This is a genomic window from Streptomyces sp. NBC_01257, assembly GCF_035917255.1.
Classification (GTDB): Bacteria; Actinomycetota; Actinomycetes; order Streptomycetales; family Streptomycetaceae; genus Streptomyces.
Genome location: NZ_CP108472.1, coordinates 6,312,401 through 6,327,297 on the forward strand (window position 1 = coordinate 6,312,401; position 14,897 = coordinate 6,327,297).

12 protein-coding genes are annotated in these 14,897 nt (G+C 71.0%); 5 read left to right on the forward strand and 7 right to left on the reverse strand.

The genetic code is table 11. The features are described 5' to 3' along the window. Window positions 1-5: 5 nt before the first annotated feature. Window positions 6-635 carry a TetR/AcrR family transcriptional regulator gene (locus tag OG408_RS27675; RefSeq protein WP_266782999.1) on the reverse strand — a complete coding sequence of 210 codons (630 nt, stop codon included), beginning with the start codon at window positions 633-635 and terminating at the stop codon, window positions 6-8. A 317-nt stretch (window positions 636-952) separates the two neighbouring features. On the opposite strand from OG408_RS27675, the gene OG408_RS27680 reads away from it, so the two are divergent. From OG408_RS27680 to OG408_RS27695, 4 genes are all read left to right on the forward strand, one after another. Continuing rightward, entirely contained in the window at window positions 953-1,927 is a 975-nt protein-coding gene (locus tag OG408_RS27680; protein ID WP_266783001.1) for a tetratricopeptide repeat protein, read from the forward strand. A gap of 599 nt (window positions 1,928-2,526) precedes the next feature. Then, window positions 2,527-3,171, forward strand: coding sequence for a DUF6230 family protein (locus tag OG408_RS27685; protein ID WP_266783003.1), 645 nt, complete (start codon window positions 2,527-2,529; stop codon window positions 3,169-3,171). A gap of 98 nt (window positions 3,172-3,269) precedes the next feature. Then, entirely contained in the window at window positions 3,270-3,887 is a 618-nt protein-coding gene (locus tag OG408_RS27690) for a DUF6114 domain-containing protein (protein WP_266783005.1), read from the forward strand. After that, a complete protein-coding gene (locus OG408_RS27695; RefSeq protein ID WP_266783007.1) occupies window positions 3,877-5,169 on the forward strand; it encodes a hypothetical protein in 1,293 nt (430 codons plus the stop codon). Before OG408_RS27690 ends, OG408_RS27695 begins: the two co-directional genes overlap by 11 nt. A gap of 218 nt (window positions 5,170-5,387) precedes the next feature. Here the strand turns inward: OG408_RS27695 and pyk are convergent, their stop codons facing one another. The 3 genes from pyk to pta form a co-directional block, all read right to left on the reverse strand. After that, window positions 5,388-6,824 carry a pyruvate kinase gene (gene pyk, locus OG408_RS27700; protein ID WP_266783011.1) on the reverse strand — a complete coding sequence of 479 codons (1,437 nt, stop codon included), beginning with the start codon at window positions 6,822-6,824 and terminating at the stop codon, window positions 5,388-5,390. 74 nt (window positions 6,825-6,898) lie between these two features. Continuing rightward, complete coding sequence (locus tag OG408_RS27705; RefSeq protein WP_326672557.1) at window positions 6,899-8,137, reverse strand: acetate kinase; 1,239 nt, start codon at window positions 8,135-8,137, stop codon at window positions 6,899-6,901. Window positions 8,138-8,145: 8 nt separating this feature from the next. Next, window positions 8,146-10,218, reverse strand: a complete 2,073-nt coding sequence (gene pta / locus OG408_RS27710) for a phosphate acetyltransferase (RefSeq protein ID WP_266783015.1) — start codon at window positions 10,216-10,218, stop codon at window positions 8,146-8,148. Between the two features lie 286 nt (window positions 10,219-10,504). Between pta and OG408_RS27715 the strand changes: the two genes are divergently transcribed. Continuing rightward, entirely contained in the window at window positions 10,505-11,530 is a 1,026-nt protein-coding gene (locus OG408_RS27715; protein WP_266783017.1) for an ATP-dependent 6-phosphofructokinase, read from the forward strand. 123 nt (window positions 11,531-11,653) lie between these two features. On the opposite strand, the gene OG408_RS27720 is transcribed toward OG408_RS27715, so the two are convergent. From OG408_RS27720 to OG408_RS27730, 3 genes are all read right to left on the reverse strand, one after another. Then, entirely contained in the window at window positions 11,654-12,277 is a 624-nt protein-coding gene (locus OG408_RS27720) for a helix-turn-helix domain-containing protein (protein ID WP_266786456.1), read from the reverse strand. A 174-nt stretch (window positions 12,278-12,451) separates the two neighbouring features. Next, on the reverse strand, window positions 12,452-13,126 hold the full coding sequence (locus OG408_RS27725; protein WP_326672560.1) for a response regulator: 675 nt from the start codon (window positions 13,124-13,126) through the stop codon (window positions 12,452-12,454). Next, complete coding sequence (locus tag OG408_RS27730; protein WP_326672562.1) at window positions 13,123-14,799, reverse strand: sensor histidine kinase; 1,677 nt, start codon at window positions 14,797-14,799, stop codon at window positions 13,123-13,125. The genes OG408_RS27725 and OG408_RS27730 overlap by 4 nt, the downstream gene beginning before the upstream one ends. Window positions 14,800-14,897 lie beyond the last annotated feature (98 nt).

Genomic DNA, 14,897 nt, shown 5'->3' on the forward strand with positions numbered 1-14,897 from the left:
AGCCCCTAGCCCGCGGCGGCCGCGCCCAGGCCCGCGAGGAGCAGCAGCGTGAAGCGCCGGGCCCAGTCCGCGTCGACGGGCTCGGCGCTCACCAGGGCCCGGTGCACCACCGCGCCGGCGATCACGTCGAAGATCAGGTCGGCCGTCAGGGCCGCCGTGGCCTCGTCCTGCTCGACGGGCAGTTCGCCGCGCTCCTGCGCCCGTTGCCGTCCCTGGAGGACGAGACGTTTCTGCCGGTCCACGATCGAGTCGCGGATGCGGGTGCGCAGCGCCTCGTCGCGGGTCGACTCCGCGACCACCGCCATCAGCGCGGTCTGGGTCTCCGGCCGCTCCAGCAGTGCGGCGAACTGCAGCACCACCGCCTGCACATCAGCGGACAGGCTGCCCAGGTCCGGCAGTTCCAGCTCGTCGAAGAGCACCGCGACCGCGTCCACGACCAGTTCGTTCTTGCCCGCCCAGCGCCGGTACAGCGTCGTCTTCGCGACCCCCGCACGCGTCGCCACGTCACCCATCGTCAGCTTCGACCAGCCGAGGTCGACCAGCGAGGCTCTGGTGGCTTCGAGGATCGCCTCGTCGGCCGCGGCACTGCGCGGACGTCCCGTTCGTGGGGCTTTGGGGTGGCTGCGGCTCAGCATCCCGTGACCATACCCGCCAGTAGCCAGAACCGGCCGACCCCGTTCGCCGTGAGACAGATCACCGAACACTCTTGTGCACCGGGGGCGGGTGCCAGTTACGCTACGGGTCGTAGCGTAAGGACGACGGCCGGGCCGTCGCCGCGCGACGAACGAGTGACAGCCACAGGCACCGGGTGGGGACCGGGTGCCGAAACCGGGTCTTCAGGGGCCCTCGGACCGTGTCTGTCCGTGCACCTCGCACACCGGCGGGGGCTGCGGACGGACGCGGTTCCCGTATCGCTTTCCGGATCAGTGCGCCGAGGGGGGAGGATGTACGCATGCAGCCTAGGAACATGTCCATGAGCGGCGTCGTCGACCTCGCCGCGGTGAAGGCGGCCGGTGAGGCCAAGGTGAAGGCGGAGCAGGCCCGTGCCGAGACCGCCCGGCAGGGTGGCCCCGCAGCCGTACCCCCGTCCTCCCTCGTGATCGACGTCGATGAGGCGGGATTCGAGAGCGATGTCCTGCAGCGCTCCGCCGAGGTCCCGGTCGTCATCGACTTCTGGGCCGAGTGGTGCGAGCCGTGCAAGCAGCTGGGCCCGCTCCTGGAGCGCCTGGCCCGTGAGTACAACGGCCGTTTCGTCCTGGCCAAGGTCGACGTCGACGCCAACCAGATGCTGATGCAGCAGTTCGGGATCCAGGGCATTCCGGCGGTCTTCGCCGTGGTCGCCGGACAGGCGCTGCCCCTCTTCCAGGGCGCCGCCCCCGAGTCGCAGATCCGCGAGACGCTGGACCAGCTGATCCAGGTGGGCGAGGAGCGGTTCGGCCTCACCGGCATCGCGGTCGACCAGGACGCGGCGGGCCCCGAGGCGGCGCAGGCTCCCGAGGTGCCCGCGGGACCGTACGACGCACTGCTGGAGGCGGCCGCGCAGGCGCTGGACGCCAATGACTTCGCCGGCGCCGTCCAGGCGTACAAGAACGTCCTCTCGGACGAACCGGCCAACAGCGAGGCCAAGCTGGGACTCGCCCAGGCGGAACTCCTGGCCCGGGTCCAGCAGATGGACCCGCAGCAGGTCCGCAAGGACGCCGCCGGGGATCCGGGTGACGTGGACGCGCAGATCGCGGCGGCCGACCTCGATCTGGTCGGCGGTCACGTGGAGGACGCGTTCGGCCGGCTCGTCGAGACGGTCCGCCGCAATTTCGGTGACGACCGGGACCGTGTACGGGTCCGTCTCCTGGAGCTCTTCGAGGTGATCGGCCCCGAGGACCCGCGTGTCGGCGCCGCGCGGACCGCACTCGCGCGCGTCTTGTTCTGATCTGACAACACGGCCGTGGCCCCCGGCGGGGGTCACGGCCGTTTTCGCGTTCCGGCGCTAAGAGATGGCTTCGCTTTACCAAATCTTGATAAAAGCATGCCCTGTTACTCGCAGTAAATCGATCATCGGGATCTGTCCGATTTCGATCGCCAATGACGCCATTCGTCTGCCCGGTCGGGGCAACCCTGTGTGGCCGGTCGGTGCCGCCCGGTCGTGGGTCGGTTATCGGGCCGTTACTAGCGAGTAACGAACCCCCTTGTGTCACGGCCGCGAATGGACCACGATCGGCCACGCTCGGTCCAATAACGCCAGTCCGGCTGCCAGTCGGTGCGGCGGCTCCGTTGGGTCCCCACCGAGTGGATCGGCGGCAGTGGCGCCGATTCCGGACAGGGGGGTTCCTGCTCACCGGCAGGGCCTGTCCGAACAGGTTGCGCGAACGCGTGGCCAGTGGTTGTCGCTCGGGGGTGATCGCCAGTGATTCGGACGCGGTTCACGTCTCCGTTTGCGGGCGCTCTCCTTTCCGAGGACGTAGCACTTCTCCCATCCCAGGTCGGGCAGGATGCCAGGCCGGAGATGTACGTCCGAGAAGGAGGAAAAGTATGAGTTCCCAGGTTCGCGGTGGCACGAGATGGAAGCGTTTCGCTGTCGTCATGGTGCCGAGCGTCATAGCCACCGCCGCGGTGGGTGTGGGTCTGGCACAGGGCGCGCTCGCCGCGTCGTTCAGCGTGTCCGGCCAGGAGTTCAAGGTCAGCGCGGATGAGCTGGTCGGCCATGACTTCGTGCAGTACGGCAGTGTGGCGACGGGCAAGGACCTCAAGGGCAAGGACCAGGCGGCCCCGGTCGCCGTGTCCGGGTTCAGCAGCGCCACCATCACCAACATGTGCCAGTCGGTCGTCACTCCCGACCTGCCGTTCGGTCTCGGCAACGTGACGCTCCAGCTCACCGCCGGTGACCCGGACAAGACCGGTGGCCGCAAGGTCGAGGCCAAGGACCTGTACCTCGACGTCTCGCAGCTCGACGCGGACGCGAAGTTCGAGGACCTCGACATCGGCGTCGCCGCCGGTTCGCTGAAGGGCCCGGGCATCCAGCCCGGCACGCAGGCCAACCCGTACGGCTTCTCGCAGCGGGCCAAGGTGGCCACGCTGAAGAAGGTCGAGCAGCGGGCATGGGCCACGACGGCCGGCACGTTCGAGCTGCCCGGTCTGTCGCTGAAGCTCCACAAGGGCGTCAAGGAGTGCTACTAAGCACTCGCCCGGGTGGCCGGGGTACGCCGTAGCGCGGACCCCCGGCCGCCCACCCTTCTCTTTCTCACAGCAGTACCGGTTCCAGGGAGCTGTTTTCCATGAGCCCCGAATCCCAAGGGCAGAACGAGCACTACCTCAGCGTCGTCCGGCGGCGCTTCCGCACCTGGCGGGGTAACCGGCCGTTCTGGGCGGGTCTGTTCACCATGCTGGGCGGTGTACCCATCGCGTACTTCCCGTACGCGAACATGCACCTCGGCAACATGACGCTGGCCATGTCCACCACCGCGGGCGCCGGATCGCTCATCATCGGGGTCCTGCTCGTCACGCTGGGCCTGACGATGTGGTTCCACCACATAGTCCGGGTGTTCGCGGGTGTCGCGGCGATCCTGCTGGCGCTGATCTCCATACCCGTCGCCAACATCGGCGGCTTCCTGATCGGCTTCCTGTTCGCCCTGATCGGTGGCGCGCTCTCCGTGTCCTGGGTCCCGGGCAAGCCGCAGCCGGACGAGGCCGCACCGGACCAAGGCCTGCTCGGCGAGGCCGACGAGCCGGTCCTCCTCGGCGATGAGGCGCCCGGCGCCCCCTCGTACGCGCAGGAGGAGCACGCCGCGGCGTACCCCGGGGGCGCGCTCCACGGGATGGGTGTCCCCGAGCAGCAGCCGGCGAAGTACGACACGACAGTTGAGGTCGACGGCGGGAGGCATCGTGCGGGGTGACGACAGTCAGGTGAACGCCTTGGGCGAGGGCGGGCTCCAGGAGCGAAGAGGGCCGCGCCACGCCGCCCCCAGGAAGTCGCTCCTGACGAAGCTGCACATGCCCGCCGGCAAGAAGGCGTTCGCACTGGCCGCGATGCCGACGGCCGTCTTCGTCGGGATGGGGCTCACGCCCAAGCTCGCGATGGCCGACGACAGCACGGACATCCCCTTCGCACCCGGCCCCTGCGTGACCCGCTCCGACGAGCCGAGCGAGTCGGCGGACCCGTCGCCCTCGGCGTCGAAGACGCCGTCCCCGTCTGCCACCGAGAGCGGCAAGCCCGCGCCGGACAAGAGCGACGAGGCGACCGAGAAGCCCACGGCCACCCCGTCGGCGAGCGCCACGGACGAGGCGAAGACCGAATCGGCCGAGAAGAGCGCCGACGCCCCGGCCGCGAGTGCGACACCCAGCCCCACGAAGTCGAAGAACCCGCTCGACCCGCTGGGACTCGGCGACGCGCTCAAGGACCTCTTCGACGGCCCGGACAAGGAGACGGCGAGCCCGTCCCCCAGCGCCACCACGGCGACCCCGGAGCCTTCGAAGTCCGCCACCGCGGAGCCCACGGACAAGGCCGCCGACAAGCCCGTCGAGAAGGCCACGGACGCGGCGAAGGACACGGTCGACAAGACCACCGACGCCATCCGTGACGCGGCGGACAAGGCCGGCAAGCCGGTCAAGGAGCTCGGCGAGGACGTCAAGGGACTCGACCCGAAGGCGGACGAGGACATCCCGGACGGCGCCAAGCCCTCCTTCCCGTGCCCGACCGCCGACCCGAAGGCCCTGGCCGCGGCCGATCTGGAGCAGGGCATCCCCCGCCTCCCGAACGACCCGTGGATCCTGGAGAGTTCGCTGCTCACCCTGAGCGGGCTCGACTACAAGGGCATCGTCGAGGTGGAGAAGGGCGACGGGACCACGAAGAAGGTCCTGAAGTTCACCTCCAAGTCCGTCGACATCAAGGACCTCCACCAGATGACGGTCGGCCCGCAGTCGGGCGTCACCGGCCATGTGAAGGCGCGGAAGGGCTCCACCTCCACCATCCGCGACGGTGAGGTGACGATGTACACGGAGGAGCTGAAGGGCAACCTCTTCGGCCTCATCCCGATCACCTTCAGCCCGGAGACCCCGCCGCCGCTGAACGTGCCGTTCGCCTTCTTCACGAACGTGAAGGTGACGCAGGCAGGCCAGTTCGGCGGGACGCTGACGGTGCCGGGTCTGCAGAACTACTTCACCAAGGGCACCGGCTGAGACCCGCACCGACCCGTCCGGGAGCCGCACAATGGCTGTGGGCCGTACCCCTCGGGGGTACGGCCCACAGCCTGTTATCCGGTGGCACGTGTCTCCGCGGGTGCCAGCCTTTCAGAGGTGTCTCAGGGCCCGGTAGCCCCAACGCCCGAGGGCGGTGCCCCGGTTCCGCTGGAACCGGGGCACCGCCCTCGCGTAGCGCGTACGGGACCGCTGCGCGGTCAGTCGCGGTCGCGCTCCTGGCCGCCCACGTGGTGCACGCGCACCATGTTGGTCGTGCCGGGGACGCCGGGGGGCGAGCCGGCCGTGATGACCATCGTGTCGCCGTTGCTGTAGCGGTCCAGCTTCAGCAGCTCCGCGTCGACCAGGTCCACCATCGCGTCCGTGGTGTCCACGTGCGGGACCACGTGGGCCTCGACGCCCCAGCTGAGGGCCAGCTGGTTGCGGGTGGACTCGTCCGTGGTGAAGGCCAGGATGGGCTGGGCCGCGCGGTAGCGGGAGAGGCGGCGGGCGGTGTCGCCGGACTGGGTGAAGGCGACCAGGGCCTCACCGTTCAGGAAGTCCGCGATCTCGCAGGCCGCGCGGGCCACCGAACCACCCTGGGTGCGGGGCTTCTTGCCCGGCACCAGCGGCTGGAGGCCCTTGGAGAGCAGCTCCTCCTCGGCGGCGACGACGATCTTCGACATCGTCTTGACCGTCTCGATCGGGTACGCGCCGACCGAGGACTCGGCGGAGAGCATGACCGCGTCCGCGCCGTCCAGGATCGCGTTGGCGACGTCGGACGCCTCGGCGCGGGTCGGACGGGAGTTGGTGATCATCGACTCCATCATCTGGGTCGCCACGATCACCGGCTTGGCGTTGCGCCGGCAGAGCTCCACGAGGCGCTTCTGCACCATCGGGACCTTCTCCAGCGGGTACTCGACGGCGAGGTCGCCACGGGCGACCATCACACCGTCGAACGCCATGACGACGCCCTCCATGTTCTCGACGGCCTGCGGCTTCTCCACCTTGGCGATGACGGGGACCCGGCGGCCCTCCTCGTCCATGACCTTGTGGACGTCCTTGACGTCACCGGCGTCCCGCACGAAGGAGAGGGCGACCAGGTCGCAGCCCATCCTCAGGGCGAAGCGCAGGTCGTCGATGTCCTTCTCGGACAGGGCCGGGACGTTGACCGCCGCACCCGGCAGGTTGATCCCCTTGTGGTCGGAGATCACCCCGCCCTCGATGACGATGGTGTGGACCCGGGGGCCCTCGACGGAGACGACCTTCAGTTCGACGTTGCCGTCGTTGATCAGGATCGGGTCGCCCTTGGCGACGTCGCCGGGCAGACCCTTGTAGGTCGTGCCGCAGATCGACTTGTCGCCGGGGACGTCCTCGGCGGTGATGACGAACTCGTCCCCGCGGACCAGCTCGACGGGACCCTCGGCGAACTTCGCGAGGCGGATCTTCGGGCCCTGGAGGTCGGCGAGTACGCCGACCGCCCGGCCGGTCTCGGCGGCGGCCTTGCGGACCCGGTCGTAACGACCCTGGTGCTCCGCGTGGGAACCGTGACTGAAGTTGAATCGGGCCACGCTCATGCCGGCCTCGATCAGAGCGACGAGCTGCTCATGGGAGTCGACGGCGGGACCGAGGGTGCAGACGATTTTGGAACGGCGCATGAGGCGGATCCTATCGGTTTGTTTCGCTGCGGAATATTCCGTCTGGTGGAAGATACAAAGGGGCGCGGGGGCGCTCAGTTGTCGACCAGGGCGAAGGTCTGGTTCGCGATCTCCAGCTCCTCGTCCGTCGGCACCACGGCGACCGCGACCCGTGCGTAATCCGGCGAGATCAGCCGCGGTGCGCCGGACCGTACGGCGTTGAGATCCGCGTCCACCACCAGGCCGAGCTCCTCCAGACCGGCGATCGCAGCCTCCCGTACGGGAGCCGAGTTCTCACCGACCCCCGCCGTGAAGACCACGGCGTCCACCCGCCCGAGGACCGCCGAATAGGCGCCGATGTACTTCTTCAGCCGATGCACGTAGATGTCGAAGGCGAGCGCCGCCCGCTCGTCGCCCTCGTCGATCCGGCGCCGGATCTCCCGCATGTCGTTGTCGCCGCAGAGGCCCACCAGACCGCTCTTCTTGTTGAGCAGGACGTCGATCTCGTCCGCCGACATGCCCGCCACCCGCTTGAGGTGGAAGGTGACGGCCGGATCGATGTCTCCGGAGCGCGTACCCATGACCAGCCCCTCCAAGGGGGTCAGTCCCATCGAGGTCTCCACGCACCGGCCGCCCGCCACCGCGGAGGCCGAGGCGCCGTTGCCCAGGTGCAGCACGATGACGTTGACGTCCTCGGGGGCGCGGCCCAGCAGCTCGGCCGTCTTGCGCGAGACGTACGCGTGCGAGGTGCCGTGGAATCCGTAGCGCCGGATCCGGTGCGCGTCGGCCGTCTCCACGTCGATCGCGTACCGGGAGGCGTACTCCGGCATCGTCGTGTGGAACGCCGTGTCGAACACCGCCACCTGCGGCAGGTCCGGGCGCAGCGCCTGGGCGGTGCGGATGCCGGTGATGTTCGCCGGGTTGTGCAGCGGCGCCACCGGCACCAGGCGCTCGATCTCCGTCAGCACCTCGTCCGTGATCACGGTCGGCTCGCTGAACCGGAGCCCGCCGTGCACCACCCGGTGGCCGATCGCGGCCAGTTCGGGGGAGTCGAGGCCGAGCCCGTCGGCCGCCAGTTCCTCGGCCGCCGCCTTGAGCGCCGCCTCGTGGTCGGGGATCCGGCCGGCGCGCTCCCGGCTCTCGCCGCCGCCACCGGTGAGCGGGGTGTGCACGAGCCGGGAGGTCTCCTCGCCGATCCGCTCGACCAGCCCGGCCGCCAGCCGGGAGTGGTCGCGCATGTCGAGGAGCTGGTACTTCACGGAGGAGGAGCCGGAGTTGAGGACGAGCACCCGGCTCGCTCCCTTGCCTGCTGCGGCACCTTCGGTGGTGGTCATGTCGCGGGTCACTCCTCGCCCTGTGCCTGGATCGCCGTGATGGCCACGGTGTTGACGATGTCCTGGACGAGTGCGCCCCGGGACAGGTCGTTGACGGGCTTGCGCAGTCCCTGGAGGACCGGGCCGACCGCCACCGCGCCGGCCGAGCGCTGCACGGCCTTGTAGGTGTTGTTGCCGGTGTTCAGGTCCGGGAAGATCAGCACCGTCGCCTGGCCCGCCACCTCGGAACCGGGCAGCTTCGTCGCCGCGACGCTCGGCTCCACCGCGGCGTCGTACTGGATCGGACCCTCGATCATCAGATCCGGGCGGCTCTCGCGCACCCGGTCCGTCGCCTCACGGACCTTGTCGACGTCGGCGCCGGTGCCCGAGGTCCCGGTCGAGTAGGAGAGCATCGCGATCCTCGGCTCCACACCGAAGCGGGCCGCGGTGACGGCCGACTGCACGGCGATGTCCGCGAGCTGCTCCGCGTTCGGGTCCGGGTTGACCGCGCAGTCGCCGTACACCAGGACCTTGTCGGCGAGGCACATGAAGAAGACCGAGGAGACGATCGAGGCGTCCGGCTTCGTCTTGATGATCTCGAACGCCGGCCGGATCGTCGCCGCCGTGGAGTGCACGGCCCCGGAGACCATGCCGTCCGCGAGCCCCTCCTGCACCATCAGGGTGCCGAAGTAGTTGACGTCCGAGACGACGTCGTACGCGAGCTCGACCGTCACCCCGCGGTGCGCGCGCAGCTGCGCGTACCGCTCGGCGAAGGCCTTGCGCAGCTCGGAGGTCTGCGGGTCGATCAGCTGGGTGCCCGCCAGGTCGATGCCCAGGTCCGCGGCCTTCTTGCGGATGACGTCGGGGTCGCCCAGCAGGGTGAGGTCGCAGACGTCGCGCCGCAGCAGTACGTCGGCGGCGCGCAGCACCCGTTCCTCGGTGCCCTCCGGCAGCACCACCCGGCGCCGGTCCGCGCGTGCCTGCTCCAGCAGTTCGTGCTCGAACATCATCGGCGTGACCCGGCCGCTGCGGGCGACCGAGATCCGGTCGAGGAGTGCGGCCGTGTCGACATGTCGCTCGAAGAGCCCCAGCGCCGTCTCGGCCTTGCGCGGCGTCGCCGCGTTCAGCTTGCCCTCCAGGGCGAAGAGTTCCCCGGCGGTGGGGAACGAGCCGCCGGCCACCGAGACCACCGGGGTGCCGGGTGCGAGCCGCGCGGCCAGTTTGAGCACCTCCTCGCCCGGCCGCTCGTTCAGCGTCAGCAGCACGCCCGCGATGGGCGGCGTGCCGGCACTGTGCGCGGCGAGCGAGCCGACCACCAGGTCCGACCGGTCCCCGGGCGTCACCACCATGCACCCCGGCGTCAGCGCCTTCAGCAGGTTCGGCAGCATCGCGCCGCCGAAGACGAAGTCCAGCGCGTCCCTGGCCAGGCCCGCGTCGTCGCCGAGCAGCACCGTGCCGTCCAGTGCCGCGGTGATCTGCGCGACCGTCGGCGCCGAGAGTGCCGGGTCGTCCGGCAGTACCGAACACGGCACCGGCAGCGTCGCCGAGAGCCGCTCCGTGATCACGTCGCGGTCCGCGGAGGCCACCCGGTTCACGATCATCGCGAGGACGTCGCAGCCCAGACCGGCGTACGCGCGGTACGCGTTGCGGGTCTCGGCCTTCACCGACTCCGCGTCCTGGTCCTGGCCGCCGACCACCGCGATCACCGAGGCGCCGAACTCGTTGGCGAGACGGGCGTTCAGCGCCAGCTCGTCGGGGAGCTGGGTGGCGGCGTAGTCGGTGCCGAGGACGAGGACCACCTCGTAGTCCGCGGCCACCCGGTGGAAGCGCTCGACGAGCCGGGAGACCAGTTCGTCGGTACCCTGCTCCGCCTGGATCGCCGAGGCCTCGTGGTAGTCGAGTCCGTAGACGGTGCCGGGGTCCTGCGAGAGCCGGTAGCGGGCCCGCAGCAGCTCGAACAGCCGGTCCGGGTCGTCGTGGACCAGGGGGCGGAACACCCCGACCCGGTCCACCTGACGCGTCAGGAGCTCCATGACTCCCAGGTCGACCACCTGACGACCGTCTCCCCGGTCGATCCCGGTCACGTACACGCTGCGCGTCACGCGTGCTCTCCCGTCGTCTCTTGTCCGGTATGTTGTCCGGTTCGGGTGGTATCGCCTGTTTGACGATACCTGCGGGGGCCGAGAGGCCGCCCGCCGGACGAAAGCCCCTGGTCGCGGTCGCCGGAGCCACCCTCGCGGCCGGTCCGGCCGCCCATGGAGCAGCCGAAAGCGCGAGGTACGGACCTGACGTGGGACAATCGTCTCGGCTTACGGTACGGGGGATCGCGCCGTTACCCCCGGCCTGCACGGCACAGGACAGGCTCTAGCGAGCAGGAGATACAGCAGGATGCGCATCGGAGTTCTCACCGCAGGCGGCGACTGCCCAGGCCTGAACGCAGTGATCCGCTCGGTCGTGCACCGTGCCGTGGTGGGTCACGGCGACGAGGTCATCGGGTTCGAGGACGGCTTCAAGGGCCTCCTCGACGGCCACTTCCGCCCCCTCGACCTCAACGCGGTCAGCGGCATCCTCGCCCGCGGCGGCACCATCCTCGGCTCCGCCCGCCTGGAGCGCGACCGGCTGCGCGAAGCGGCGGAGAACTGCGCCGAGCTGAGCCGCCGTTACGGCATGGACGCACTCATCCCGATCGGCGGCGAGGGCACCCTCACGGCCGCCCGGATGCTGTCGGACGCGGGAATGCCCGTCGTCGGCGTCCCCAAGACCATCGACAACGACATCTCGGCCACCGACCGCACCTTCGGCTTCGACACCGCCGTGGGCGTCGCCACCGAGGCCATAGACCGGCTGAAGACCACCGCCGAGTCCCACCAGCGCGTCATGGTCGTCGAGGTGATGGGCCGCCACGCGGGCTGGATCGCTCTGGAGTCCGGCATGGCCGGCGGCGCGCACGGAATCTGTCTGCCCGAGCGGCAGTTCCAGGTCGAGGACCTGGTCAAGATGGTCGAGGAACGCTTCGCGCGCGGCAAGAAGTTCGCCGTCATCTGCGTCGCCGAGGGCGCGCACCCGGCCGAGGGCTCCATGCCGTACGCCAAGGGCGCGATCGACCAGTTCGGCCACGAGCGCTTCCAGGGCATCGGCAACCGCCTGGCCGTCGAACTGGAGACCCGGCTCGGCAAGGAGGCCCGCCCGGTCATCCTCGGTCACGTCCAGCGCGGCGGCACACCGACCGCCTACGACCGGGTGCTCGCCACCCGCTTCGGCTGGCACGCGGTGGAGGCGGCCCACCGGGGCGACTTCGGGCGGATGACCGCGCTGCGCGGCAACGACATCGAGATGGTGCCGCTGGCCGACGCGGTCACCCAGCTCAAGACCGTTCCCGTGGCCCGGATGCACGAGGCCGAATCGGTGTTCTGAGCCGGCACCGGCTCTCATGGGGTGACCAGCGGGCCCCGGCGGTCCCGGGCGGGGCGGCCGGGGCCCGCCGCGCACTCCGGGCGCCGGCCCGTCCGGATGCTCCACCGCCCGCCCCCGGGACGACTACAGCTGCGTCGTCTCCCAGAACCGCTCCACGATCCCCGCCAGGAACGCCCGCCCGGAGTCCCCGGTGGCTCCGGCCCGCTCCGTGCCCGTACTGCTCCAGCTCAGCGTGGATACCATCAGCGCCTGGTAGTCGGAGTGCAGCCGCTCCAGCGCGCCCTGGATCAGCGCCCGGTCCAGGGGCGCGAGCTTCGCCACCGGGCGGACGTACGCCTGCCAGCGGGTCGTCATCGCGCTGCGCAGGAGCTCGGCCAGTTCCTCGTCCCGCCCGGAGACCGTCACGAACGCTGCGGGGCTCAGGCCGAGAGCCTCGCTGAGCGCGGCGGACTGGCGCTCGTTGCCGCGCCACCGGCCCGCCTCCTCCATCCGCAGATACGCCGACGCGGACATCCCGAGCCGGCCCGCCAGCTCGTCCGCGGTCAGCTCCCGGGCCACCCGGTGCTCACGCAGGGTGCGGGCGGCGGTGAGGAGTTCGCCCGGGGCGCACCACAACACCCCGGCCAGTGCGGTGAGTTCGTACTCGGTCGGCAGGGCGAGACCGCGCTCCCAGGCGGCTACGGTCTCCGCGCTGATCCGGAGTCCGTACTGGGCGCCGAGACCGTAGGCGACATGGCCGGGAGCCATCCCCAGGGCCTCGCGCAGTCTGCGCGCGGCGGGGGCGTTGAAAGGCGGGGAGGGGTGCACGGCCCCACCGTAGGAGGCCGGAGGCGGTCTGACTACGGTGTGTTCACACCGGACCACGGCTCGTAGGAACGTCCAGACGCCCGGGTGACCCCCTCGGCGCCGCTTCGTGCCTGGTCAGCGGCTTTCCGCCTGCCAGCGGTAGTGCAGTTCCGGGCGCCCGATCTGTCCGTACTGTGGACTGCGTACCGCCCGTCCCACCGTCACCAGGTGTTCCAGATAGCGGCGGGCGGTGATCCGGGAGATGCCGAGCTCCACGCCGGCCGCCGCCGCGGTCACACCGTCCGGGGCGGCCCGCAGTACCCGGGTCACCGCCTCCAGGGTCGGACTGCTCAGGCCCTTGGGCAGGCGGGCGGGCTGCGGGGCGCGCAGCGTGGCGAGCGCGCGGTCCACCTCGTCCTGGCCGCTCGCCTCCCCGGCCGCCGCGCGGAACTCGGCGTAGCGGACCAGCCGGTCGCGCAGGGTGGCGAAGGTGAACGGCTTCAGCACGTACTGGACCACACCGAGCGAGACGCCCTCGCGGACCACGGCCAGATCGCGGGCCGAGGTCACCGCGATCACGTCGGCGGTGTGCCCGGCCGCGCGCAGCGAACGCAGCAGGTGCAGCCCGTGCCCGTCGGGCAGGTACAGATCGAGGAGCAGCAGATCGACCGGGGTGCGGTCCAGCGCCCGCACCGCCTCGGCGCGGGAGTGCGCGACGGCCGCCACCGCGAACCCCGGGACGCGGTCCACGTACAGCTGATGGGCGTCCGCGGCGACGGGGTCGTCCTCGACGACGAGTACCTGGATCACGGTGTCCTCTCCCTCTCGGCTCCGCTGTGCCGCGCCAGCGGCAGCCGCACCGTGAACTCCGCGCCGCCGTCCGGCCCCTGCTCCAGCGCCACCGACCCGCCGTTGCGGTGCGCGGCCTGCCGGACGAGCGCCAGGCCGAGGCCCCGGCCCGCGCCGTGCGTCGACCAGCCGCGCCGGAACACCTCGGCGGCGTCGGCCGGTTCGACCCCGGTGCCGTTGTCGGCGACCCGCAGCAGGAGTTCGCATTCGCCCGCGAGCGCGGTGACGGTGACCCGGGCCCTGGCCGGTCGCGGGCCCGTCCGCTGGACCGGGATGCCGTCCGGGGCACCGGCGGGCGCGCCCGTCACCGCCTCCGATGCGGCGTCCACCGCGTTGTCGATCAGATTGCCGAGGATGGTCACCAGATCGCGCTGCGGCAGCGTCCCGGGCAGGGCCCCGTCGTCGATCAGGCTGTCGTCCGCCAGCACCAGCTCCACCCCCCGCTCGTTCGCCTGTGCCGCCTTGCCCAGCAGCAGTGCGGCCAGGACGGGTTCGGCGACCGCGCCCACGACGCGGTCCGTCAGTGCCTGGGCCAGTTCCAGCTCCGCCGTGGCGAAGCCGACCGCCTCCTGCTCCCGGCCCAGTTCGATCAGCGAGACCACCGTGTGCAGCCGGTTCGCCGCCTCGTGCGCCTGGGAGCGCAGCGCCTGCGTGAAGCCGCGCTCCGAGTCCAGTTCGCCGGAGAGCGCCTGGAGTTCGGTGTGATCGCGCAGGGTGACGACGGTGCCGCGCCGCTCCCCGCCCACCACCGGACGGGTGTTGACCACGATCACCCGGTCCGCCGTCAGGTGCACTTCGTCGACCCGCTCCTCGGAGGCGAGCAGCGCCCCGGTCAGCGGGGCCGGCAGATCGAGTTCGGCGACCCGGCGCCCGACCGTACCCGGTGCCAGGCCCAGCAGTTCCCGGCCCGCGTCGTTGATCAGCGCGATCCTGCGCTGCCCGTCCAGCATCAGCAGCCCCTCGCGCACCGCGTGCAGGGTGGCCTCGTGGTAGTCGTGCATCCGGCTCAGCTCGCCGGCGTTCATCCCGTGGGTGTGCCGCCGCAGCCGGGCGTTGATCACGTACGTGCCGAGGCCGCCCAGCGCCAGCGCCGCGCCCGCCGCCAGCCCCAGCGCGCCGAGTTGGGCCCGTACCTGCGAGGAGACCCGCTCGACCGTGATGCCCGCACTGACGAGTCCGACGATCCTGCCGCGGTCCCGGATCGGCGTGACGACGCGTATCGAGGGGCCGAGCGTGCCGGTGTACGTCTCCGAGAACGTCTCGCCGCGCAGCGCCCTGGCCGTGTGCCCGAGGAAGGTCGCGCCGATCTGGTCGGTGTCCGGGTGCGTCCAGCGGACCCGGTGCGGATCCATGATGGTGACGAAGGCGATCCCGGTGTCCCTGCGGACCTGTTCCGCGTACGGCTGAAGCACGGCCGACGGGTCCGGGGTGCGGATCGCCTCCCGTACCGACGGCGAACCGGCGATCGCCAGCGCGGCGGCCCGCACCTGCCGGGTCGCGGTCTCCTTGGCCTGGCCGCTGCCGGAGACGTACGCGAAGAAGGCGCACCCCGCCACCACGGCCGCGACCAGCACCACCTGCATGGCGAAGAGCTGGCCCGCCAGGCTGCGCGGGCGGGTACGGGGGAAGCGCATCTCCACAGTCTGCCTGGCCGAAAACCTATGAACGAAATGCACACAAGGGTGACCGGCGTCACAGGGGGCGGGATAGTCACCGGGGCCCCCAGGGACGG